The 22,791-nt window shown below is 71.1% G+C and carries 24 protein-coding genes; 9 read left to right on the plus strand and 15 right to left on the minus strand.

The window, feature by feature from the left end:
* Positions 1 to 21 precede the first annotated feature (21 nt).
* Positions 22 to 678 carry an HAD family hydrolase gene (locus ACQPZW_RS35225; protein WP_433797714.1) on the minus strand — a complete coding sequence of 219 codons (657 nt, stop codon included), beginning with the start codon at positions 676 to 678 and terminating at the stop codon, positions 22 to 24.
* 69 nt (positions 679 to 747) lie between these two features.
* Positions 748 to 1,278 (minus strand): neutral zinc metallopeptidase, encoded by a 531-nt coding sequence (locus tag ACQPZW_RS35230; RefSeq protein ID WP_433790323.1) that lies wholly within the window; start codon positions 1,276 to 1,278, stop codon positions 748 to 750.
* A 369-nt stretch (positions 1,279 to 1,647) separates the two neighbouring features.
* Between ACQPZW_RS35230 and ACQPZW_RS35235 the strand changes: the two genes are divergently transcribed.
* Both ACQPZW_RS35235 and ACQPZW_RS35240 read left to right on the plus strand, forming a co-directional pair.
* Positions 1,648 to 2,415 (plus strand): ABC transporter ATP-binding protein, encoded by a 768-nt coding sequence (locus ACQPZW_RS35235; protein ID WP_093611954.1) that lies wholly within the window; start codon positions 1,648 to 1,650, stop codon positions 2,413 to 2,415.
* Positions 2,415 to 4,949, plus strand: coding sequence for an ABC transporter permease (locus tag ACQPZW_RS35240; RefSeq protein ID WP_433790324.1), 2,535 nt, complete (start codon positions 2,415 to 2,417; stop codon positions 4,947 to 4,949). The genes ACQPZW_RS35235 and ACQPZW_RS35240 overlap by 1 nt, the downstream gene beginning before the upstream one ends.
* Before the next feature lie 204 nt (positions 4,950 to 5,153).
* On the opposite strand, the gene ACQPZW_RS35245 is transcribed toward ACQPZW_RS35240, so the two are convergent.
* From ACQPZW_RS35245 to ACQPZW_RS35255, 3 genes are all read right to left on the minus strand, one after another.
* Positions 5,154 to 5,594, minus strand: coding sequence for an SRPBCC family protein (locus ACQPZW_RS35245; RefSeq protein WP_433790325.1), 441 nt, complete (start codon positions 5,592 to 5,594; stop codon positions 5,154 to 5,156).
* The gene (locus tag ACQPZW_RS35250; RefSeq protein WP_433790326.1) at positions 5,591 to 5,920 is read right to left on the minus strand and encodes an ArsR/SmtB family transcription factor; all 330 of its coding nucleotides are present in this window, start codon (positions 5,918 to 5,920) and stop codon (positions 5,591 to 5,593) included. The genes ACQPZW_RS35245 and ACQPZW_RS35250 overlap by 4 nt, the downstream gene beginning before the upstream one ends.
* Positions 5,921 to 5,983: 63 nt before the next feature.
* A complete protein-coding gene (locus ACQPZW_RS35255; protein ID WP_433790327.1) occupies positions 5,984 to 6,538 on the minus strand; it encodes a hypothetical protein in 555 nt (184 codons plus the stop codon).
* A 124-nt stretch (positions 6,539 to 6,662) separates the two neighbouring features.
* On the opposite strand from ACQPZW_RS35255, the gene ACQPZW_RS35260 reads away from it, so the two are divergent.
* A complete protein-coding gene (locus tag ACQPZW_RS35260; RefSeq protein WP_433790328.1) occupies positions 6,663 to 7,532 on the plus strand; it encodes a PAC2 family protein in 870 nt (289 codons plus the stop codon).
* A gap of 68 nt (positions 7,533 to 7,600) precedes the next feature.
* On the opposite strand, the gene ACQPZW_RS35265 is transcribed toward ACQPZW_RS35260, so the two are convergent.
* The 3 genes from ACQPZW_RS35265 to ACQPZW_RS35275 form a co-directional block, all read right to left on the minus strand.
* The gene (locus ACQPZW_RS35265; RefSeq protein ID WP_433790329.1) at positions 7,601 to 7,792 is read right to left on the minus strand and encodes a DUF397 domain-containing protein; all 192 of its coding nucleotides are present in this window, start codon (positions 7,790 to 7,792) and stop codon (positions 7,601 to 7,603) included.
* A gap of 23 nt (positions 7,793 to 7,815) precedes the next feature.
* On the minus strand, positions 7,816 to 8,739 hold the full coding sequence (locus ACQPZW_RS35270; protein WP_433790330.1) for a helix-turn-helix domain-containing protein: 924 nt from the start codon (positions 8,737 to 8,739) through the stop codon (positions 7,816 to 7,818).
* 115 nt (positions 8,740 to 8,854) lie between these two features.
* On the minus strand, positions 8,855 to 9,265 hold the full coding sequence (locus ACQPZW_RS35275) for a DUF6232 family protein (protein WP_433790331.1): 411 nt from the start codon (positions 9,263 to 9,265) through the stop codon (positions 8,855 to 8,857).
* Between the two features lie 303 nt (positions 9,266 to 9,568).
* Between ACQPZW_RS35275 and ACQPZW_RS35280 the strand changes: the two genes are divergently transcribed.
* Positions 9,569 to 10,360, plus strand: coding sequence for a GntR family transcriptional regulator (locus tag ACQPZW_RS35280; RefSeq protein WP_433790332.1), 792 nt, complete (start codon positions 9,569 to 9,571; stop codon positions 10,358 to 10,360).
* Positions 10,361 to 10,557: 197 nt separating this feature from the next.
* Here ACQPZW_RS35280 and ACQPZW_RS35285 read toward each other — a convergent pair whose 3' ends face one another.
* Entirely contained in the window at positions 10,558 to 11,928 is a 1,371-nt protein-coding gene (locus tag ACQPZW_RS35285) for an alpha/beta fold hydrolase (protein ID WP_433790333.1), read from the minus strand.
* A gap of 110 nt (positions 11,929 to 12,038) precedes the next feature.
* Between ACQPZW_RS35285 and ACQPZW_RS35290 the strand changes: the two genes are divergently transcribed.
* Both ACQPZW_RS35290 and ACQPZW_RS35295 read left to right on the plus strand, forming a co-directional pair.
* Positions 12,039 to 14,117: a sensor histidine kinase gene (locus ACQPZW_RS35290; RefSeq protein WP_433790334.1), complete on the plus strand. Its 2,079-nt coding sequence runs from the start codon at positions 12,039 to 12,041 to the stop codon at positions 14,115 to 14,117.
* 7 nt (positions 14,118 to 14,124) lie between these two features.
* Positions 14,125 to 14,772 carry a response regulator transcription factor gene (locus ACQPZW_RS35295; protein ID WP_433797715.1) on the plus strand — a complete coding sequence of 216 codons (648 nt, stop codon included), beginning with the start codon at positions 14,125 to 14,127 and terminating at the stop codon, positions 14,770 to 14,772.
* Positions 14,773 to 15,887: 1,115 nt separating this feature from the next.
* On the opposite strand, the gene ACQPZW_RS35300 is transcribed toward ACQPZW_RS35295, so the two are convergent.
* The 6 genes from ACQPZW_RS35300 to ACQPZW_RS35325 form a co-directional block, all read right to left on the minus strand.
* Positions 15,888 to 16,172 (minus strand): hypothetical protein, encoded by a 285-nt coding sequence (locus ACQPZW_RS35300; RefSeq protein ID WP_433790335.1) that lies wholly within the window; start codon positions 16,170 to 16,172, stop codon positions 15,888 to 15,890.
* 211 nt (positions 16,173 to 16,383) lie between these two features.
* Positions 16,384 to 17,628 (minus strand): cysteine--1-D-myo-inosityl 2-amino-2-deoxy-alpha-D-glucopyranoside ligase, encoded by a 1,245-nt coding sequence (gene mshC, locus ACQPZW_RS35305; protein WP_433790336.1) that lies wholly within the window; start codon positions 17,626 to 17,628, stop codon positions 16,384 to 16,386.
* Between the two features lie 119 nt (positions 17,629 to 17,747).
* Entirely contained in the window at positions 17,748 to 18,563 is an 816-nt protein-coding gene (locus ACQPZW_RS35310) for an SCO1664 family protein (RefSeq protein ID WP_433790337.1), read from the minus strand.
* Positions 18,560 to 19,159, minus strand: a complete 600-nt coding sequence (locus ACQPZW_RS35315) for a DUF3090 domain-containing protein (RefSeq protein ID WP_433790338.1) — start codon at positions 19,157 to 19,159, stop codon at positions 18,560 to 18,562. The genes ACQPZW_RS35310 and ACQPZW_RS35315 overlap by 4 nt, the downstream gene beginning before the upstream one ends.
* A 109-nt stretch (positions 19,160 to 19,268) precedes the next feature.
* The gene (locus tag ACQPZW_RS35320) at positions 19,269 to 19,961 is read right to left on the minus strand and encodes a histidine phosphatase family protein (protein ID WP_433790339.1); all 693 of its coding nucleotides are present in this window, start codon (positions 19,959 to 19,961) and stop codon (positions 19,269 to 19,271) included.
* Positions 19,961 to 21,013: an LLM class F420-dependent oxidoreductase gene (locus ACQPZW_RS35325; protein WP_433790340.1), complete on the minus strand. Its 1,053-nt coding sequence runs from the start codon at positions 21,011 to 21,013 to the stop codon at positions 19,961 to 19,963. The genes ACQPZW_RS35320 and ACQPZW_RS35325 overlap by 1 nt, the downstream gene beginning before the upstream one ends.
* 139 nt (positions 21,014 to 21,152) lie before the next feature.
* Here ACQPZW_RS35325 and ACQPZW_RS35330 point away from each other — a divergent pair, with 139 nt between their 5' ends.
* The 3 genes from ACQPZW_RS35330 (at position 21,153) to ACQPZW_RS35340 (ending at position 22,757) form a co-directional block, all read left to right on the plus strand.
* Complete coding sequence (locus ACQPZW_RS35330; protein ID WP_433790341.1) at positions 21,153 to 22,151, plus strand: aldo/keto reductase; 999 nt, start codon at positions 21,153 to 21,155, stop codon at positions 22,149 to 22,151.
* A 109-nt stretch (positions 22,152 to 22,260) separates the two neighbouring features.
* The gene (locus ACQPZW_RS35335) at positions 22,261 to 22,485 is read left to right on the plus strand and encodes a hypothetical protein (protein ID WP_433790342.1); all 225 of its coding nucleotides are present in this window, start codon (positions 22,261 to 22,263) and stop codon (positions 22,483 to 22,485) included.
* A gap of 80 nt (positions 22,486 to 22,565) precedes the next feature.
* The gene (locus tag ACQPZW_RS35340) at positions 22,566 to 22,757 is read left to right on the plus strand and encodes a DUF5703 family protein (protein WP_433790343.1); all 192 of its coding nucleotides are present in this window, start codon (positions 22,566 to 22,568) and stop codon (positions 22,755 to 22,757) included.
* The last annotated feature ends 34 nt before the right edge of the window (positions 22,758 to 22,791 follow it).

The following is a 22,791-nucleotide window of genomic DNA, read 5'->3' on the forward strand; positions in this document are numbered from 1 at the left end:
GATGCAAGGATCGATGGAAACTCATGACGTCGTCTCGGGCAGAGGAGCGAGGAGTCCCGCCAGAAACGCCGGGTCCACGCCGGCGAGTGTCGACCGCAGATGAACACCGTCGACCGGGGCCAGCTCCAGCTCGGCCGGCACCGCGAGCACCACCGCCCCGGCCGCGGCCGCGCTGGCCACACCGCTCGGCGAGTCCTCGATCGCCACGCACGCGTTGATCGGCACGCCCAGCAGCGTGGCCGCCGTCCGGTAGGGCTCCGGGTCCGGTTTGGGCCGCTGCACCTCGTCACCGCAGACGACGACGTCGAAGTTCTCCACCCCGAGCGTCCGGAGGGCGACCTCGACGAGCCGCCGTCCCGTGGACGTCACCAGCGCCGTCGGAATGCCTGCCGCGCGAACCGCGTGCAGCAGCTCCATCGCCCCGGGCCGCCACACCAGGCCGTCGGCGAACATCTCCTGGACGCGCGCCGTCAGCCACTCCGCGTCGGCCGCCTCGGGCCGGTCCGGCTGCCCCAGCTCGTCGCGGAAGATCTCCATGCTGCGGGCCATGCTGGTGCCGACCATGGCGAGGCGGGCGGATTCGGACAGGGAGCCACCGGCCTGGACGGCGAGCTCGGCCAGGGCAACGCCCCAGAGCCGCTCGCTGTCGACCAGTGTCCCGTCCATGTCGAAGAGCACGGCGGCAGGATTCACCGGCCCATTCTGGTGCGCCGCCGGGTCCGCCGCCGAGCGGATGTGACCCTGCCCTCAGAGCCCGCACGGCTCCAGGGATTCCTCGTAGCCGTTGGCGAACGACTGGAACCGCTGCTGGGGCGAGCCGTGCGCACCCGGCGCGAACCACGGCTGGTCGGGGTCGTCGCCGACCGCTTCGAGGCCGTCGGAGAGCTCCGTGGTGTCGTTGTCGTCCATGGTCAGGTTCCCCTCCCGGACCTGGTCGCCGATGTACGCCCCGGCCATGCAGTCTGCCTGGAGCTCCTGGTCGATGGTGAACTCCTTGCGGATGCCGAGCCGCGCCTGGACGGCGTGCGCGTACTCGTGGCCGAGCAGGTAGTAGACGAAGGCGTCGCCGAGCTGCTGGAACGCGGCGAACGCCCAGTTGACGTCGTAGGCGATGAAGTCTCCGGCGGAGCAGTAGACGGCGTTGTTGAGCGGCAGGGGCTGCCCGCCACAGGACACCTCGCCCTCCCGCTCGTACGCGACGACCTCGGCGACCGGCTGGAAGCCGCCGCCGATCCGCTGTGACCAGTAGTGCTCGGCCACCGACTGGGCGGCCCGCATGTCCCGGGCGAACTCCTCGGGGGTGTCGGTGCCCTCGGGCCCAGGTCGGCGCTGCGGGTGGCTTTCGGCGCGGGGGGTCTCCCGCCGTCGGACGGCGGCTCCTGCACGGGCAGGCAGCCGGTGGTCAGCAGCAGGGCGAGAAGGGCCAGAAGCGATGCCGGGCGTACGCGCATGCGGTCCTCCAGGACGGGGTTACCACGTTAGACCGGATTCAGGAACATCAACGTTGTCAGGGAAGTCCCTGAGAAGTTCCTCAGTGCTCTCCTCAGGGATTTCTCCGCGTCGGCATCACCCGTCGGGCGGACGCCGCGAGCCCGGCCCGCCGCGACACTGAGCCGGACGGAACTTCGGACCACAGGGGGAGACACGGTGGCAGCGACGAATGCCGGCGGGCCGGTAGCGGCGCGCGCGGACGGTATCTGGAAGGTCTACGGCTCGGGCGAAGCCCGGGTGGCGGCGCTCCGGGGCGTCAGCGCGGAGTTCGGCCGGGGCCGGTTCACGGCCATCATGGGGCCGTCCGGCAGCGGCAAGTCGACTCTGATGCACTGTCTCGCCGGGCTGGACACGGTCAGCGAGGGCACCGTGCACATCGGCGGCACGGAGATCAGCACCCTCGGCGACAAGGCACTGACCCGCCTGCGCCGGGACCGGATCGGCTTCATCTTCCAGCAGTTCAACCTGCTGCCGACGCTGAGCGCGGCGGAGAACATCAGGCTCCCGCTGGACATCGCGGGGCGCAAGGCCGACCCCCAGTGGTGGGACACCGTGATCGGCACGGTCGGCCTGAAGGACCGGCTGTCGCACCGGCCCAGCCAGCTCTCCGGCGGCCAGCAGCAGCGGGTGGCGTGCGCGCGGGCGCTGATGGGCCGCCCCGACGTGATCTTCGCCGACGAGCCGACCGGCAACCTCGACTCGCGGTCCGGGGCCGAGGTGCTGTCGTTCCTGCGGTCCAGCGTGCGCGAGCACGGGCAGACGATCGTGATGGTCACCCACGACCCGGTGGCGGCGAGCTACGCCGACCGGGTGGTGTTCCTGGCCGACGGCTCGATCGTCGACGAGCTGGCCGACCCGACGGCCGAGACGGTGCTCGACACCATGAAGCGGCTGGACGCACCGTCCGACTCGGTGATGCTCTGATGCTTCGCGCGACCCTGAAGAGCCTGCTCGCCCGGAAACTGCGGCTGGTCCTCTCCGGCCTCGCAGTGATCCTGGGTGTGATGTTCGTGTCCGGGGCGCTGGTGCTCACCGACACGCTCAACCGCACCTTCGACTCGATCTTCTCCGACGTCTACGCCGCGACCGACGTGTCGGTCACCGCGAAACCCAAGGTCGAGGTCGGCGAGATGGACGGTGAGGAGGTCTCCACGCCGCTTCCGGCGTCCGTCGTGGAGACGATCAAGACCCAGGAGGGGGTACGGTCGGCGACCGGCCGTGTCGACGCTGACGGGGCCCGCGTGATCGGTACCGACGGCAAGGTGCTCACCTCGTTCGGCCCGCCGCGGATCGGCTCGAACTGGACCGGCACGGACGACATGATGGAGATCCGCTCCGGCCGTGGCCCCGAGTCGCCGGGCGAGATCGCGATGAACGCGACCACCGCGAAACTGGCCGGCTACTCCGTCGGCGACCGTGTGCCGGTCCTCACCCAGCAGCCGAAACGTGAGTTCACCCTGGTCGGCGTCTGGGGCTACACCGGCGGCCGGGACAGCATCAGCGGCGTCCAGGAGGTCGCGTTCACCACCCCGGTCGCGCAGGAGCTGATGCTCGGCGAGAAGGACGTGTTCACCTCGGTGATCGTGGCCGCCGCCGACGGCGTCACCCCGGACCAGCTGCGTGACCGGCTGACCCCGGTGCTCGGCGGCGCCTACGACGTGAAGACCGGCGATCAGCTGTCCGCGGAGAGCTCGGCGGACCTGAAGGAGGGCATGGGCTTCTTCAACCAGATCCTGCTGGGCTTCGCCGGGATCGCGCTGTTCGTCGGCATCTTCCTCATTCTCAACACGTTCTCGATCGTCGTCGCCCAGCGCACCCGCGAGCTGGCGCTGCTGCGGGCGATCGGTGCCTCCCGCCGGCAGGTGATCAACTCGGTGCTGGCCGAGGCGGTGGTGGTCGGCGTGATCGCCTCGGTCCTCGGCCTGCTTGCCGGGGTCGGGGCGGGCGCCGGGCTGGGCGCGCTGTTCAGCAGCATGAGCGGCGGGATGGACCTCGCCCCCATCGGGGTGCCGCTGTCCGCGGTGATCAGCTCGTTCGCGGTCGGCATCCTGGTCACCGTGGTCGCCGCGGTGATGCCGGCGCTGCGCGCGTCGCGGATCGCCCCGGTCGCCGCCATGCAGGACGTGGCCACCCCGGACCGCCCACTCACCAGGCTCACCGTCGCCGGGACGGTCGTCACCGCGGCCGGCGCGGCCGGCCTCGGCACCGGCCTGTTCGTGGCGACCGGCGACACCGCGCTCTACCTGATCCTCGGCGGAGTGCTGGTCACGTTCATCGGGGTCGCCCTGCTCACCCCGCTGATCAGCCGTCCCGTGGTGGCGCTGCTCGGCCGCTTGTTCTCGTGGTCGGTGCCGGGACGGCTCGGCCGGCTCAACTCGGGCCGTAACCCGCGCCGCACCGCGATCACGGCGGCCGCCCTGATGGTCGGTATCGCCCTGGTCACCGGTGTGACCGTGGTGATGGACTCGGCGAAGAGCAGCCTCACCGCGGAGGTGGCGCGCATCCTCAAGGCCCAGATCATGATCAGTGGCGATCAGGGTGGGCCGCGGCCGCCGACCTACGATCCGGGCGTCATCGACGAGGCCGCGGCGATCCCCGGGGTCCGAGCGGCAGCAGGTCTCTACAACGACCTGGTCGCGGTCGGGGACGACCGGGCGTATGCGGCGGCCACCGAGGACCTGTCCCGGCTCGCCGAGGCGTACGGCACGACGGCCCCTCGTCTGACTGCCGACCAGATCGCGGTGAGCGAGGCCGACGCGAAGGAGAAAGGCTGGCAGACCGGGTCGCGGGTGCCGATCCAGACGTCGCGGGGCGAGGCCCACACGTACACGGTCGTGCTGGTGTTCCCGGAGAACGCGCTGCCCGGCAACCTCATCCTCCCGGCCGAGGCGATCAAGGGCTTCGGCATCACCCAGCCGGTCCTCGGGTTCATCCGTCTCGACGACGGTGTCGCGGTGTCGGCGGTGCTTCCGCAGGTGAAGGCACTGGTCGCGGACAGTCCCGAGGTGTCGGCCACCGACCAGCAGACGTTCGTCGACAGCCAGGCCGCGGTCTTCGACCAGATCATCACGATGATCCAGATCCTGCTGGGCCTGGCCATCCTGATCGCCGTCCTCGGTGTGGTGAACACGCTGGCCCTGTCCGTCCTGGAGCGCACCCGCGAGCTCGGCCTGCTCCGCGCCGTCGGCCTGGGCCGCGCCCAGACCATGCGGATGATCACCGTCGAGGCCGTGGTCATCGCGGTGTTCGGCGCCCTGCTGGGCGTCACGGTCGGCGCCGGCATGGGCAGCGCGGTGGCCCGGGCCCTGAAGGACGACGGCATCACCCAGATCGTCCTGCCCTGGGACCGGATGGCCACCTACCTGGCCCTGGCCGCCCTGGTCGGCGTCATCGCGGCGGTCGTCCCGGCGATCCGGGCCGCCCGCCTCAACATCCTGAACGCCATCGCCCACGACTGATCGGCAGCCCGCTGCAAAACCGGCCGCGCCCACTGGGGGCGCGGCCGGTAAGGGACGCATACGCCCCGGCGGTCGCGCTGTCGGGCGGGACGGGCCGCCTACCTCGCGGGTCGGCACGAGCGGGGCGCGTCGTCCGTACCGCATGATGGTGTGGCCGGGCCGCTCGAACCGGATGCCCCCCACCCACCGTGAGGGAACGCCCCGTCAGGAAAGGATCTTGTCGAGCTTGGTGAAGCTGGAGCCCCAGCCCTCGCGCGCGCCGTCGGCCATCTCGGTGGGGAACGGGCTCTGCGTGACGACCAGGCGGGTGCGGCCGCCCTCCTCGTCGTGGAACTCGACGGTCAGGCGCAGCTTGTCGGCGCCGAAGTCGGGGATGTGGCTGACGTCCTCCTCGCCGACCAGCAGCTCGTTCTCGACGACCTCGACGAACGTCGCGTTCACCGGTGACGACATCGACGGGTCGTCGTCGTTGACCATGGTGAAGACCTGTTTGCCGCCGGGGCGCACGTCGAGGTCGACGGTGTCGCGCGGCACCGACCAGCCGACCGGGCCGAACCACGCGGCCAGCTGATCGGGGTCGGTGAAAGCCCGGTACACCAGGTGGCGCGGCGCGTCAAAGATGCGGGTGATGACGAGATCGGTCATTTGTCGTCCTCCTGGAGGCGTTTGAGGTGGGCGTCGAGGCGGGTGAGGTTCTCGTCCCAGAAGCGGCGATACCGCTCCATCCACGCGGTGGCCTCACCCAGCGGCGCCGCCTCGAGACGGCTGGACCGCCACTGCGCGGTCCGGCTGCGCGAGATCAGACCCGCGCTCTCCAACACCTTCAGGTGGCGGGAGATCGCCGGGAGGCTGATGTCGAACGGCTCGGCGAGCTCGGTCACGGTGGCCTCGCCCTCGGCGAGGCGGGTCAGGATCGCGCGGCGGGTGGGATCGGCCAGCGCCGAGAAGATCACGCTGAGCCGGTCGGTCACTTCACTTAACCCCTTCGTTAATTAACGAGTAGGTTAAGAAGCTAGCCGCGCCGACGGCGCCTGTCAAACCTTGCTGGGGACCCGGCGGTGCAGCTCGGCGAGGAGGACCTCCGGTCCGGGCGACATCAGACCGACATCGATGATGTACGCGAACTCGCCGCCCCGCCGACGCACCCGAGGCGGGCCGCCCTTACCGGCGAGCTCGGTGGCGTAGTCGTCGGCGATCGGGGTGATCACCAGCTCGGTGAACGGCCCACGGCCGTGCAGTGCCACCGCGGCGATGCCGGACCACGGCAGGTGGATCGGGCGCCGGCCGGTCGCCGCGAAGTCGAGCCCGTGCACCGACGTGTGCAGCCAGCCGAGACGGCGCCAGACGGCGAGCATCAGGACGGCCGCGACCACGGCCGGGACGATCAGGGTGTACTCGACGAGGACCACGATGTCGGTGGGGCGTGGCCGATATCCGGCGGCCACCCGGACCCCGAGGGTGATCAGCAGCATCGGCAGCCAGGCGGCGGCCAGGACCCAGAGCGCCGTCACATAGAACATGCCGCGGGCCTGGAAGAAGCTGACGGTGTCGTCGGTGGGCCCGAGCACCTGATCCACATGATCGGCCATATGCCGATTATGCACGGATAAATACGACTTCGTGGGTCGTATCGACGGTGAGCCTGATCGATGCCTCAGGTGGCCCGGCGCGGCCACCGGGTAGGTTCCCGCAGCCGCACGTAGGCTGTGTTCCATGACTGAGTTCGACGGCCTTCCGCTGCTCCGCTCCCCCGTGGCCATCGCCGCCTTCGAGGGCTGGAACGATGCTGCGGACGCTTCGACCGCGGCCGTGGAACACCTCGAGCAGGTCTGGGAGTCCCGCGAGGTCACCAGCATCGACCCCGAGGACTTCTACGACTTCCAGGTCAGCCGGCCCACCATCACCATGGCCGAGGGCGAGACGCGGAAGATCGAATGGCCCACCACCCGGTTCACCGTGGCCAGCCCGCCCGGCGCCGACCGTGACGTCGTCCTGATCCGCGGCATCGAGCCGAGCATGCGGTGGCGCACCTTCTGCGAGAATGTGCTGGAGATCTGCCACAGCCTCGAGGTCAACCGGATCGTGTTGCTCGGGGCACTGCTCGCCGACGTGCCCTACACCCGGCCGCTTCCGATCAGCGGCACCGCCAGCGACCGCGACACCGCCGAGAAGTACAAGGTCGTGCCGACCCGCTACGACGGCCCGACCGGCATCGTCGGGGTGCTGCAGGAGGCGGCCACCCGCGCTGAGCTGGACGCGCTGTCGTTCTGGGTGCACGTGCCCCACTACGCCAACAACCCGCCCTGCCCCAAGGCGACGCTGTCGCTGCTCAGCCGCATCGAGGACGTCCTCGACCTGCCCGTTCCGATGGCCGACCTCGCCGAGCAGGCCGACGAGTGGGAGAAGCGGGTGCGCGCCGCCGCCGAGCAGGACGCGGAGCTCGGGGAGTATGTGCGGGAGCTGGAGGAGCGGGTCGGCGACGCCGGCATCCAGCCGCTGACCGGCGACGAGATCGCCAGCGAGTTCGAGAAGTACCTGCGGCGGCGCGGCGGCTCGGCGGGCCCGACGGCCGGCTCCTGGTAAAAGCGCGAACGGATCAGCCACGCGAACGGGTCGGGCGCCCCGCCGGGACGCCCGATCCGGACGAACCGCTAGGACGACTTCCCGATTGCCAGAACACGTTCCTGGAAACCGGTCCACTCGCGAAGAGTGAAGACGACCGGCGGCAGTTCGGGGTTCTTGCCGTCACGCAATCTGATGGTGCCGTCGACGTGCGCGATCTCCACACATGATCCCGAAGCACAGAAGGTGCTCCGCCGCCACGCCGTTGTGGTGTCTTCCATCTCAACCTCTCTCAACGACAACCTCAGGACTCCTTGCCCTGATCTTGGCCGAGGGTCTTGGCCATCCGTGCTCTGAGGTCGAAAACCCGCGCCAGAACCAGAGTTCTGCTGGCTTCCTCGTCGAGCGCCCGGCGCCAGAAACGGTCGAAGACGTCACGGTGATAGGCCACCTGACCCGTGTCCTCGACGATCTCGTCATGCAGGTACGTCTCTCGATAGAGCACGGCGTCGTCAGGCTGATCGCTCAAATCGAGCACGACGAAGGCGCCGAACGTCCCCATCAGGGTGCCGTTGTCCATCGGCAACACACGAATGTGCACGTTCGGCCGGAGCGCCACCTCGGCGAGATCCTCGAACTGGTCGGCCGTGATCGCCGGATCGCCGACCATGCGCCACAGCGCCGACTCGTCGAGCAGCAGGAGATAGTCCGGCCCGCCGGACCGCGTGATCATGCGCTCGCGCCGGCTCAGCCGCACGTCGCGCAGCACCCGGCGCGCATCGTCGCTGAGCATCCGGTCGAACCACGCCAGCGTCGCGTCGACCACCGCCGAGGTCTGCAGGTGCCCGGGCAGCAGCGTGGATTGGTACTCCCGGATGGTGGTGGCCGCCCGCTCGAACTGCAGGAGCTGCAACAGCCCCGGCGGAAGATGGTCGCGGTGCTCGGGAGCCGTCCAGTAGCGCTCACGGCGGGCGACCCGCGCCTGCTCGACCAGCTCGGCGATCCGTGCCTGGTCGGTGAGCTGGTAGATGTCGACCAGGACGGCGCGCAGGTCGGTGGGCGAGATGGTGACCTCGCCCAGCTCGATGCGCTGCACCTTGGAGAGCGACCAGCCCAGTTTCTTGGCGACCTCGCTCTGACTCAGGCCGGTGCGCTCCCGGGCCGCGCGCAACGCCAACCGCACCCGCCGCCGCGACACTGCGGGAAGGTCGTCACGCGCGACCGACATTCAGCCCCCACCAAACCTTCAAAAGCCGCTAATCGCCCTTGATTGCGACACTGCAGACTGCGGTTCTGCTCAAAGACCGCCGAAATATACCGCAGACCGCATGGCGAACCACTCGTCAAGCCTCCGCGTATTCGAGCGATCTCACCAGACCCCGGCAGAACTCGGCGAACTCCCTCTCGTCGCGGGACGAGAAGATCTCGACCACGGCGCCCCGGTAGCCGGCCCGCAACTGCCACCAGCGGGCGTTGCGCGGACGCAGGCAGACCACCGCGCCGGCGCTCAGGGCCCCGGCGACGACGACCGTCAGGAGCATCGACGCGGGGCCCACCACGGGCACCGCGATCACGGCCGCCACCAGCGCCGAAACGCCGGCGATGTGCCGTCCGGCGTCGTCCGCGCCGGGATCGAACCGGACGATGTGGACGTCGCTCATCTCGGCCACCATGAACAGCCTTCGGTGCTCCTTCGACACCTCGACGACGTGGTGGGTGATGAGGGCGCGTGGACCTCGGTAGAAGACCGGCAATTCCCATCCCTCCTCTCGGCTTGCATGCCGGAGGAGGGCTGCATGAAGATGACGGTTGACACGGCTCTCCTCCTCCATGGACGAGAGGCCTGGGCGGCGGCCAGCGGCTACTGGTCGCCGCCTCTTCGTGTGACCCCACATCCCTTAACGTCGATTCAGTATGCGGTCGAAGCCTGCTGTCCGCCAGATGCCTGACAGCCGTATAGCTGATAGGCGAATTCATTCACGGCATCCCGGGCGTGTCGACTCGCTGACCTCGCCCTTTCTGGCCCATCCTAGGAACCTAGCTGGAAGGAGCCGGTCATGAGCATCAATCCGGGCGCCGCCGAGTTCCCGCATCGGCAGATCGCGGCCCAGCTGCGGGAACGCATCCGCCGCGGTGACTGGCAGCCGGGCGAGCGGCTGCCGTCCATCCCCGCCATGGCGGAGATGTTCGGCGTGGCCAAACAGACCGTGCAGCGCAGCGTCGACCAACTGCGGGTCGAGGGCATCCTGATCACCAAACCCGGATCGGGTACGTACGTCCGCGGCACCCGCCGTCGCCTCAACCGCCTCTCCCGGGGCAGGTACGGCGCCCACCGTGGCTACCACGCCGATCTCGCCGCCCGGTACCGCCAGCAGCTCACCGGCGTCGGCCGGGAAGCCGCGCCGGCCGAGGTGGCCGACGCCTTCGGGGTCCGCGACGGGACCGAGCTGCTGGTCCGGCGACATGTGGTGCGCACCGACGACGCCACCGTCGAGGTGGGCGCGTCGTGGTTCCGCGTGACCGACGCCGGCGGCACCTCGCTGGAACGGCTCGAAGCCTTCGGGCGGCCCCTCTACCAGGAGGTGGAGGAGGTGCTCAGCCGCCGGTACACGTCGGCCACCGACACGATCAGCGCGCGGCAGCCGAGCCGGGAGGAGGCCGAGATCCTGCAGATCCGGCCGGACACGCCGGTGCTGCACCTGCTCCATGTCGCCTTCGACGAGACCCGGAAGCCGATCGAGGTGGCACAGGCGACCTGGCCGGGACCGATGACCACGCTCACCGAGGAGTACCGGATCCCGGGGCCGGCGCCCGAACCCGATCCGGACCCGGGACTGGCCCTGGCCTGACCGCCTTCTCCCCCACAGGCCTGGGGCCACCCATTTCTCCCCGCGGCCGGGTCACGCCGTTGTCCCCGCGCCCGAGTCGTGCCGTTGTCCCCGCGCCCGGGTCGTGCCGTTGTCCCTGCGCCCGAGTCACGCCGTTCGCCCGCGCCCGAGTCACGCCGTCCCCGGGCTTGGGTCACGCCGTTGTCCCCGCGCCCGGGTCACGCCGGGATGAGGGCGGCCAGAGTGTCGGCGAAGCGGTCCGGCTCCTCGGCCATCGGGCGGTGGCCCGACTCCGGGAACGTCACCAGGCGCTTGTCCGGCGACCGCAACGCCGCATACCAGGACGCGAACGGCACGGCCAGGCCGCGCATCTCCCGGCCGCCCTGCACGAACCAGGCGGGGATCGGCAGGTCCGGCACGTCACGGTGCAGGTCCACCTCCTGCAGCCGTGGGTAGAGGGCGTCCCAGGTGTCGAGCATCGTGGTCATGAAGTGCGCCTTCTGCAGGAGCGTGTACTCCTCGACGAACAGGTCGAACGGCGGATCCGGCAGTCCGTACGCCGCGGTGGCGTACAGCAGGAACGGCTCGTAGTCGTAGGCGTCCGGCCACGGCGGTGGGCCCTGCCGCTCCAGCCGCGCCACCAGGTCGGCACGGTTGCCGGCTCGCGCCCAGGCCAGCATGTCGGCGTGGAACATCCGGTCCGAGTCGCGCAGGTTCACGGCCTGGCCGGTGCCGATGTAGGCCCGATACCACTCCGGGTGCCGCCGGGCGGCCAGGACCGCCGGGATCGAGCCGCCGGAGTGGCCGACCAGGACGATCCGGTCCCGGCCGAACCGCTGCCGCAGATGATCGGTGACGGCGAGGACGTCGGCGACCTCGGTGTCCAGCGTGACCGCGGCGGCCCGGCCCAGCGCGCCCGCCGACCCGCCCCCACCACGCCGGTCCAGTGTGGCCACCACGAAATGCTCCTCGAGCGCGCCCAGACGGGTCCGCATGGTTCCGATCTCCGAGCCGCCCGGCGGCCCCGGCACATACAGCAGGACCGGCAGAGCCGGAGAGCGGCCGCGGATCATCACCGCGAGGTCGCCCACGCGGCTCAACTCGGCGATCCCACCGGGCACGGATTCGGTACGGGCGGGCACGGCCACGGCCACGGCCAACGCCGCCACCAGAGCCGTGGCGAGTCCGGTCACCACCCGCCCGGCGACCCGGCGCGCCCTGCTCCGGGCTGGGCGGCGATGCCCGAACGCGGCGCCCACCACCATCGGGAGCAGCGCGAGCAGGCCGTGCACGCCCCGGCCGGTGACCAGCACGACGATCCCGACCGGGGTCGCGTGTGGCAGATCCACGGAAGGGCCGGACACCGTCGCCCTGGCCAGTTCGAGCGCTGTCGCGTACGCCAGCGGGGTCAGAAGGATCGCCCACCGGGACCGCGCCGCCCGCCCGGCCAGAACGCCGACGCCGGCGCTGATCACGACCGACCACAGAGCCTGGGCGCCGGTCAGCGGGCCGCGTGGCGTCCACAGTGCGGCGATCACTCCCCACACGGCGGCGGGCAGGAGAAGCACGGCGATCCGGATCGGTGTCATGCCCGGAAGCTTCCGTCGCCGGAGGTCGATGCCGCAGCGGCCGAAAGAATCGATCAGGAACATACTTTGGTAGCTGCCGGAGATACTTTCGTCAGCCCTAGTCTTGCGGCATGTTGTTCGCGCTCCTGGTGCCCGATCCCGGCGCTCGCCGGGCCGCCGCCCGGGACCGGCTCGCCGACACTGTCGCCGTCGTTCTCGCGCTGGCCTACGGCTTGGTGATGATGCTGCTCGGCGACGCCACCCGGCCGGGCGCGGCACTCGTGGGGCAGGCCGACCTGGCTATCGGCGCCGCCGGCGCGGCCGCCCTGCTCGTCCGCCGCCGGCACCCCCTGGCCGTCACCGTCACGCTGCTGCCGCTCGGCGCCGTCTCGGTGGCCGTCACCGGCCCGGTCATCGTGGCGCTGTTCACGCTCGCCGTCCGGCGCCGGCCATCGGTGCTGCTGCCGGCCGCCGTGGCCAACGTCGCCACCGGCGCCGTCTACTTCCTACTGCACGACAGTCCGGCCCACGGCATGTGGATGGATCTGGTGGTGCGGTCGGTGATCACCGTGGCGGCGGTCGGCTGGGGCCTGTTCGTGCAGGCCCACCGGCGGCTGACCACTTCGTTGCGGGAGCACGCGGCCCGTTTGGAGGCCGAGCAGGCGCTCCGCGAGGAGCAGGCCCGGCTCACCGAGCGCGCCCGCATCGCCCGCGAGACCCATGACGTGCTGGCTCACCGGATGTCCCTGATCAGCCTGCACGCGGGGGCGCTGGAGGTGCGGGCCGGGGTCTCGCCGGAGGAGCTGTCGATCGCCGCCGGGGCGATCCGCAGCAGCGCCCACGACGCTCTCGAGGAGTTGCGGTCGGTGATCGGCGTGCCGAGTTCACGACCGGAGCCGCCCCAGCCCGGCCTGGCCGAGATGGACGACCTGATCGGCAACGCCCGCGCCGCGGGCATGACGGTCGACTACGTCAACGGCGTGCCCGCGGCGGACCTGCCGGCCCAGCTCGGCCGCACCGCGTATCGCATCGTCCAGGAGGGCCTGACGAACGCCCACCGCCACGGCTCTGGCCCGGCCGCCAGCGTGCGCGTGACCGGCGAGGCCGGCCGGGTCCTGCGCATCACGATCATCAACCCCCTTGCCGGTACGGTCCACGCACGGTCCCCGGGGGTGGCGCCTCCGGCGGCCGCGGCCTGGTCGGCATCGGCGAGCGGGTCACCCTCGCCGGGGGCCACGTCACCCACGGCCCGATCCGAGACACGTTCCACCTCGAAGCGGAGCTGCCATGGCCGCCCTGATCCCACCCCTCGACACCACGCCGCCCGCCGGCCCGCGCCTCGTCCCGCCTCCCCGCAACACACCACCCGCCAGGCCCGGCCCGGTCCGGCCTCTCCGCGCCTCTCCGCGCCTCTCCGCGCCGCCCGCCGGCCCGCGCCCCGTCCCGCCTCCCCGCAACACACCACCCGCCATGCCCGGCCCGATCCCATCTCTCCGCGCCGCGCCGCGTACCGCGCCCGCTCAACGCCTGCGTCCGGCGCCGCCGGTCTCATTCGGTCCACGCTCGCATCGGGGCCTCGCCTGGTTCGCGACCTGCGGCCCGGCATCGAACGCCGGGTCGCCAGCCCCGGCCGGACCGGACGCACGCCCGAACTCCGCACACATCTCCACCTACCACCCACATGCCGCGCCACCCGTGTCAGCCGGACCCGACACACGCCCGGACGCCCCACACCCACATACCGCGCCACCCGCGCCGGCCGGACCCGACGCACGGCCGGACGCTGCACACACCCCCGCCTACCACCAACATGCCGCGCCGACCGGGCTGGCCGGACCGGACGCCGCACACACCTCTACCTCACCCCCACATGCCGGGCCGCCCGTGTCAGCCGGACCCGACACACGCCCGGACGCCCCACACCCACATACCGCGCCACCCGCGCCGGCCGGACCCGACGCACGGCCGGACGCTGCACACACCCCCGCCTACCACCAACATGCCGCGCCGACCGGGCTGGCCGGACCGGACGCCGCACACACCTCTACCTCACCCCCACATGCCGGGCCGCCCGCGTCGGCCGGACCCGACGCACGCCCGGGCGCTGCACACACCCCCACCTCACCCCCGCACGCCCCGCCGCCAACCACAGCCGGGCCGGGCACGTGGCCGGGCGCCGGGGAGCCGGGGCACGGTGGCGCCGGGGGTGAGCGGCCGATCCGGCTGGCGATCGTCGATGACGATCCGCTGGTGCGGGCGGGGTTGCGGATCCTGGTGGGCGGGTCGCCGGACATCGAGGTGGTGGCAGAGGCCGGCGACGGTGCGGAAGCGGTCGTGGTCGCTGACGCGCACTGGCCCGACGTGGTGCTCATGGACATCCGGATGCCGCGGGTCGACGGGCTGGTCGCGACTCGCCGGATCCGCAGTCGGGTCGGTGCGCCGCAGGTCATCGTGCTCACCACGTTCGACGCCGACGAGTATGTCCTCGAGGCGCTGCGCGGCGGGGCGAGCGGGTTCCTGCTGAAGGACACACCGCCGCGGGAGATCCTGGCGGCCGTCCGGTCCGTCGCGGCCGGGGCCGGCACCCTGTCTCCCGGTGTCATCCGCCGGCTGATCGACCACGTCGCCGATCCCGCCGCCGGTACACGGCGTGCCCGCGCCCGGGCCCGCCTGGCCGAGCTCACCGAGCGGGAACGTGAGGTCGCTGTCATGGTCGGCCGGGGCCGGTCCAACGCGGAGATCGCCACCGACCTCTGCATGAGCCTGCCCACGGTCAAGGGCCACGTGTCGCGGCTGCTGAGCAAACTCGACCTCAACAACCGCGTCCAGATAGCCCTGCTGGTCCACGACGCCGAGCTGCTGTGACCGTCTCCCGCGGACCGCGGCCGAGCCCGCCTGACACGCCCCTACCGGCCCACGCCGCCGAGCCGTTGTGACCGTCACGCGCGGACCGCAGCCGAACTCACCTGACACGCCCCCACCGGCCCACGCCGCCGAGCCGTTGTGACCGTCTCCCGCGGACCGCGATCGAACTCACCTGACACACCCCGACCGGCCCACGCCGCCGAAAAGCTGCGACCGTCTTCCACGGGCCGCGACCGAACTCACCTGACACGCCCCCACCGGCCAACGACGCCGAGCCGCTGTGACCGTCTCCCGCGTGTCGCGGTGGGGTTCGCCTTGACGCGCCGGCCCACGACGCCGAGCCGCTGTGAACCCACTTCCCACGGTGGCAGCCGTATTACCCCTGGGCGCCGGGCCGGCGAAATGTCCTGGGGCGAGCTGTAGAGTCTTCATCGCCCGGCGCTCAGCCACCGAGTCCCGCCCCATGACCGTGCTGGGGTGCGGCCGGCGAACCAGGCGGTACCCCGGCACGGTCATGCGGGTGCCGAAAGGCGCCTGAGCGACGGAACAGCCCGGAACCCGTTTCCGGGAACTCTCCGAGGTCCGACAGAAACGGCCGCAGTCGGGGTGAGCGGACTCCGCAGATCGATGGACCACGGGCTCCGGAATCAATGAAATCGCGGCGGACGCGATCGCCTATCCATCCGGTGACCTATCGGCTTGCGCCCGGCTCGCGGTGACCGATGGAGGAGATGCAGGGGATTCTCGGAACGGGGGGCAAAGAAAACGGAAAGCCCGAAGACAAAGGCGCGGGGAAGCCGGGGCTGGAAGACGGGAGCACCCAGAGGAGGAAGAGTCCGGACCACGAATGTGAGGGGAAAGGCCCGGGCTCACCGGATGAGCGGCGGAGAACCCGAGGGTGTGCGGCGGAGAACCCGAGGGTATGCGGCGGGAAGCCCGAGGGTATGCGGCGGGAAGCCCGAAGGTGTGCGGCGGGAAGCCCGAAGGTGTGCGGCGGGGAACCCGAGGATGTGCGGCGGGCGGAGAAGTGAGGGAAGCCCGGGGCACCTGGTGGCGCCTCGGGCTTCAGTCGTTCATGGCGTCGGGTTCGCTGGTGAGCGGCCTGACCGATGTCCTCAGATGAAATTGATCGGGCTGTCGATCAGGCCGAGGTTGAACAGGCCGTTCTGCTGGATGATCTCGGTCGAGGAGCTCGAGTGGTACGAGCCGCCGTTGTCGCAGTAGTAGTCGTAGTCGTGGCCGCAGTCACCGGGCACGACGGCTACGTGCCGCTCCTGGGTGTAGCCGGCGACTACGTAGTCCTCCTGCCAGGTGCCCTCGGCGGCTTGGGCGGGGGCGGCCATGGCGATGGCTGCGCCGGTGGCCAGGAAGATGCCGCCGAGGTACAGAACGCGACGCATGATGAATCCCTTCAACGGTTGGTTGCTTGGGAAAAATTCTGGACCCCCAGAATCCATTCCGCGTGCATTTGCCCGAATAAGCCGTTGCTTTTCATCATTTCGTGGTTTCATGCCAAAGGGTCCCGTAGCCGAGCTAAGGTCGCGCGGGGCCCTTCGCGCTCAATGCAGAAAACCCCCGCCCGAAACGTCGGGCGGGGGCACTGCGAACCTCTTACAAACGCACGCCGAGCAAGGCGTCCACCGTTCTCACCAGAACATCGGGGGCCCCGGCGTCGTCGCCGGCGCCGGACAGGGCGGCTTCCGCCCACGCGTCCACGACTGCCAGCGCCGCCGGTGTGTCCAGGTCGGCGGCGAGCGCCTCGCGCACTGCGCCGAGCAGGGCCGTGCCGGACGGGCCGGCCGGAGCAGCCGCCGCCTCACGCCAGCGGGCGAGCCGCTGGTGACCGGCTTTGAGCACGTCGTCGGTCCAGTCGCGGTCGGCACGGTAGTGGGTGGTCAGCAGCCCGAGGCGCACCGCCATCGGATCCACACCGTCGCCACGCAGGCGGGACACGAAGACCAGGTTGCCGCGGGACTTGGACATCTTCTCGCCGTCCAGCCCGATCATCCCGGCGTGCACGTAGTGCGAGGCGAACGGCTCGGCGCCGGTCAGGACCTCGGCGTGAGCGGCCGAGCACTCGTGATGCGGGTAGAGCAGGTCGCTGCCACCGCCCTGGACGTCGATCGTGTCGCCGAGCAGGTTCAGTGCGATGGTGGCGCACTCGATGTGCCAGCCGGGACGGCCGGGCCCGAGGTCAATGCCGTCCCAGACCGGCTCGCCGTCCCGGGCGCCGCGCCACAGCAGCGGGTCGAGCGGGTCGCGTTTGCCCGCGCGGTCCGGGTCGCCGCCCCGCTCGGCGGACAGGACGAGCATCTCCTCGCGGGACAGGTGTGACTCGTACCCGAATCGCGGAGCGGCCGACAGGTCGAAGTAGACGTCGCCGGTGCCGTCGCCGAGCTGGTACGCCGCGCCGCGCTCGACCAGGTCCTGGACGTGGGTGACGATCGACGGGATGGACTCGACCGCGCCGACGTAGTGGGCGGGCGGGATGATCCGCAACGCCTCCATGTCCTCCCGGAAGAGTGCGGTCTCGCGCATGGCCAGGACCAGCCAGTCCTCGCCGTCGCGCTGGGCACGCTCCAGCAGCGGGTCGTCGATGTCTGTCACATTCTGCACATACCGAACGTCGAGGCCCTGGTCGCGCCACATCCGGTTGACCAGGTCGAACGTGATCATCGTGGCGGCGTGGCCGAGGTGCGTCGCGTCATACGGCGTGATGCCGCAGACATACATCGAGGCGCTGCCGGACGGGGCACTGGGCTGCACCGACGCCCGCGCCGTGTCGTAGAGCCGCAGCGGGCCACGCCCCGGAGTGTCCGGGAGGGCGGGTACGTCGTGACCGGTCCAAGCATCCATGCTTCGGAGCCTAAACGGCGCCCCGGACCTGGAAGCCGGGGCGTGAGCTAAACCTCAAGCATCCGCCCGGCGTGACTGACAACGCAGAGGGGGCCACGCGGAACCGGGACGGGGCGCGGCTAGATCGGGGGCCAGGGGATGGCGGGCCAGTCGGTCGGCGGCTTCGGGAAGCGGGCGGCGCGCAGCAACCGTTTCACCCGGAGGCCGACGTGCTGGACCTCGGAGACGGTGAGGTGCTCCTCCAACCCGGCGCCGAGCGGTCCGGTCAGCTGCTCGCGCAAGCGGGTGAGGACCTCGCACGCCTCGGGGGGCAGCGGCTTGCCCGTCCAGCCCCACAGGACCGTGCGCAGCTTGGGCTCCACGTGGAAGCTGACGCCGTGGTCGACGCCGTGGACGCCGCCGGTCGCCGGGTAGAGCACGTGGCCGCCCTTGCGGTCGGCATTGTTGATCACGGCGTCGAAGACGGCGAGGCGGGCCAGGCGCGGATCGTCGGCGTGGGCCAGGGCGTAGGCGTCGCCGTCGTCGTCGCGGGCCGCGGCCACCGGGAACCAGCCGGGCGGCACGTCGTAGGCCGGGACGAAGCCGATCAGCGCGCCCACCTGCTCGGGCTCGTCGATCCACAGCTGCAGGGCGCCCGGGCCGAGCGGGCCGTCACGCAGGATGGTCGGGGGCACCACGTCCCAGCCTGTCGCGCGGGACACCAGGTAGGCGGACACCTCACGGCCGGCGAGCGTGCCGTCCGGGAAGTCCCACAGCGGGCGCTCGCCGCGGACCGGCTTGTAGACGCAGCGCCGGGTCAGCCCGTCCAGGGTGATCTCGGCGCGCAGGGTGGTGTTGGAGGCGTCGGCCAGCCGGCCCTCGATCTCGATGTGCCCCCGCTCGAGCAGGGCGAGCGCATCCGCCTCGGCCAGCACGTGCGTGGGCTCCGCCGTCACCGGTGGTAGCCGTTGTGCCGGGGGCAGAGGTGACCGGCCGGGTCGAGCGGCTGGCCGCAGAGCGGGCACGGCGGGCGGCCGGCGGCCACCACGCGGCGGGCGCGGTCGATGAACGCGCGGGTCGCGTCAGGGGTCAGCCGGACCCGCAGCCGGTCGAGGTCGTCGTCGGGCTCGTCGTCCTCGTCGTCGTCATCATCGTCCTCGGGGTCCTCGTCGCCGAGGGACTCGCCGATCAGATCGGGCTCCGGCTCGCCGGCCTCGATCGCCTCGATCACGACGGTGCTGGTGTCGACGTCGAACGCCAGACCCAGCGTGCCGACCCGGAACTCCTCGTCGACCGGGGAGTCGAGGGGCTCGTTGTCGTGCACGGCCGGCAACGGCTCCTCGGGCAGCGAGACACCGAACCGCTTACTGGCCTCGAGCAGGAGCTCCTCGAGCTTCTCGGCGAGCAGCGACACCTGGACCTTCTCCAGTGCCACGCTGATCACCCGGCCTCCACCGCGGGCCTGGAGGTAGAAAGTGCGGTCCCCCGGCTCGCCCACCGTCCCGGCGACGAACCGGTCCGGTGGCTCGAAGGCATGCACTTGGTGGGTCATGCCGACAACCCTAACCATCCAAGCGGACGAGCGCGCGGGCCAAGGTGCCGGGTTCGCCGAGGGCGCAAAGGGGTACACGCTGCGGCGATACACCGATCACGGAGCGTCGTCAGACACCGGCTCCGGCGCCACCGCCCACGGCCGCGTCACTGTCCGCGGCCTTCTCCCGGCCGTCCGATTTCGGGGGTACGAGCGATCCCAGCTCGCCCGTCTCGTTGACGCGCACCACGAACGGCCGCCCCGGCGTGTAACGAATCACGGTGATCGATGCCGGGTCGGCCACGATCCGCTGGAACTGGTCCAGGTGCAGACCGAGCGCGTCGGCCACGATGGCCTTGATCACATCGCCGTGGCTGCACGCCAGCCAGATCGCCTCCGGCCCGTGCTCCTCGGTCACCCGGGCGTCCCAGGACCGGACCGCCGCCACCGCGCGCGCCGACATCGCGGCCATCGCCTCGCCGTTCGGGAAGACCACGGCGCTCGGGTGGTGCTGGACGACCGGCCAGAGCGGCTCCTTGGCCAGCTCCTTGAGGGGGCGGCCCTCCCAGTCGCCGTAGCCGCACTCGATCAGCCCCTCCTCCAGGACCGGCTCGGCGCCCGGGGTGGCCAGCTCCAGGGTCTGCCGGCAGCGGATCAGCGGGCTGCTCACCACCGCGGCCAGTGGCAGCTCCTTCAGCCGCTCGCCGGCGCGGGCGGCCTGGTCACGGCCGGTGTCGTCGAGCTCGACCGGCTGCCGGCCGGCCAGTCCGCCGGACGCGTTCGCGGTGGTCCGGCCGTGCCGGAGCAGCAGGACGGTGGCCACTAGCCCACCACCCCCGACTCGGCGTACGCCTCGGCGACGACCCGCAGCGTGTCCAGGCCGCTCTGCAGGTCACCGACATACGGACTGATCGACAGGGTCCCGACGCCCGCCGCCGCGTACTCCCGGATGCGTTTGATCACGTGCTCCCGCGTACCGATGATGGAGGTTCTCTCGATGAAGTCCCGCGGCACCGCCGCGGCCGCCTCGACCGGCTGCCGGCTCAGATAGAGGTCCTGGATCAGCTTCGCCTCGTCGGCGTAGCCCATCCGGACCGCGATGCCGTTGTAGAAGTTCTGCTCGCGGCTGCCCATGCCGCCGACGTAGAGCGCCGCGTACGGCCGGATCACGTCGGCACAGGCGTCCAGGTCGTCGCCGATCACCACCGGCACCGACGCGACCACGTCGAACCCGGTCAGGTCCTTGCCCACCGCCGCCCGGCCGGTGGCGATGTGGCCCAGTTGGTCGCCGGCCGCGTCGGGCGCGAGGAAGATGGCCAGCCAGCCGTCGGCGATCTCACCGGCCAGCTCCAGATTCTTCGGGCCGACCGCGGCCAGGTAGACCGGGATGTCCGAGCGCAACGGGCGGAAACCGAGCTTGAGGGCCTTCCCCGCGCCGCCGGGCAGCGGCAGCTGGTGATGCTCGCCCTGGTACGACACACGTTCGCGGGCCAGCGCCAACCTCACCACGTCGACGTACTCCCGCGTACGCCCGAGGGGTTTGGCGAAACGCACACCGTGCCACCCCTCGGAGACCTGGGGCCCCGAGACGCCGAGGCCCAGCCGGAACCGGCCGCCGGAGAGCGTGTCGAGGGTCGCCGCGGTCATCGCGGTCATCGCCGGTGTGCGCGCCGGGATCTGCATGACGGCGGCGCCCAGATCGATCCGCTCGGTCTGGCCGGCGATCCAGCCGAGCATGCTGACCGTGTCCGAGCCGTACGCCTCGGCGACCCACAGCACGGAGTAGCCGAGCCGGTCCGCCTCCCGTGCCATCGCGAGGTGATCGGCGGGCGTGCTCCACGCCGCCTGGTATCCGAGGTTGAGTCCGAGCCGCACGACGGTGCCCTCCCGCAGATCATGAGCTGTCGACGGCAAGCCTACTGATCGGTTCCATGACCGTTTCGGTCCGGTAACCGACCCACCCGGCTGAGGCAGTGGCATTTCGCTGAGCAGGGAGTCTGAATAAGGTTCACTCATGCATCAGCGACCGCTCGGCCGAAGCGGGCTAGCGGTCTCGCGGCTCGCGCTCGGCACCATGACCTGGGGCCGGGACACCGACCCCGACGACGCGGCGGACCAGTTGAAGATCTTCCTGGAGGCCGGCGGCACGCTGATCGACACCGCCGACGTGTACGGCGACGGCGACGCCGAGGCGGTGATCGGCTCCCTGCTCGACCACCTGGCGCCCCGTGACGAGATAGTCATCGCCACCAAGGCCGGGCTCACCCCGCACCGCTACCGTCCGCGCGACGCCTCCCGCGGCAACCTGCTGCGCTCCCTCGACGCGTCGCTGCGGCGGCTCGGCACCGACTACGTCGACCTGTGGCAGGTCCACGGCTACGACGCGCAGACCCCGTTCGAGGAGACCCTGGCCGCCCTCGATCAGGCGGTCGCGAGCGGCCGGGCCCGTTACGTCGGCGTGTCCAACTTCGCGGCGTGGCAGACCGCGCGGGCCGCGACCTGGCAGTCGGCGTACCCCGGACGGGCCCCGATCGTCGCCGCCCAGATGGAGTACTCACTGCTCGAGCGCGGCATCGAGCGGGAGATACTGCCGGCCGCCGCGGCGCTCGGCTTCGGGGTGCTGGCCTGGTCGCCGCTGGGCCGGGGCGTGCTCACCGGCAAATACCGCAACGGGCGGCCACTCGACTCCCGGGCCGCCTCCGAGCACATGGCGTCGTTCGTCCAGGCGTACCTGGAGCCGCGCAGCTCCAGCATCGTCGAGGCGGTCGTCACGGCGGCGGCCGGGCTCGGCGTGTCCCCGCTCGAGGTGGCGCTGGCGTGGATCCGTGACCGGCCGGGCATCTCCTCGGTGATCCTCGGCGCCCGTACGTCGGGGCAGTTGCAGGGCGCGCTGCGCAGCGAGCAGCTGACGTTGCCGGCCGAGATCGCCTTCGCCCTCGACGACGTGTCGGCCATCGAGGTCGGCTACCCGGAGCGTGAGGGAGCCGGCTACCCCGACACCTACTTCGGCTGACCTGAGCCCACCACGCCCGCCGTGTGTGCAGCCCGGTGACGGAGCGGGCGCAGGACGGGGAACGGGCCGTGGCCGGTGAGCTGTTCCGGGGCTGTTCCCGGCGGCGACGGTGGGAGGGGCGTACATCACCTGGCCGGTCGTCGACAGTGCCGCGTGGCGGGCGCTCACGGTGTTCCTGTGCCTGATGCACGCCATCGGCACCGGGATCGGCGTCTCGATCGGGCTGGACCGTGACCTGGAGAGTTTCCCCTGGCGCCGGATGGGGACGGTGGTGCTGTTCATCGTCCTCAGCCTCGGCGTGTACTGGGTCCGCGAGACGGTGCAGTTCGCCTGACCAGCCGAAATCCTCTACGGAATGAATACGCACTGGTCACACAGCTTGTCGCCGGTTGGACCGGAGGGCATATTGGTTCGATGGACTACGAATATGCGCCCTTGCGGTTGCCTTCGAATGTCGATCGCCTGACCGCGGCGGCGCAGCTCGCCATTGCGGCCGAGTTCTCCGGATGGGAGCTGGCCCGCGTGCAGCTCTTCGCCGACGGCACGCGGAAGGTGATGCTCCGCCGCCGGCTTCAGGGGACGCCCCAGCCCGGACTCAGCTACTGAGAAGGCCCGCCCGCACCCCGCGGACGGGCCTTCA

This window comes from Actinoplanes sp. CA-252034 (genome assembly GCF_050956125.1).
Lineage (GTDB): Bacteria > Actinomycetota > Actinomycetes > Mycobacteriales > Micromonosporaceae > Actinoplanes.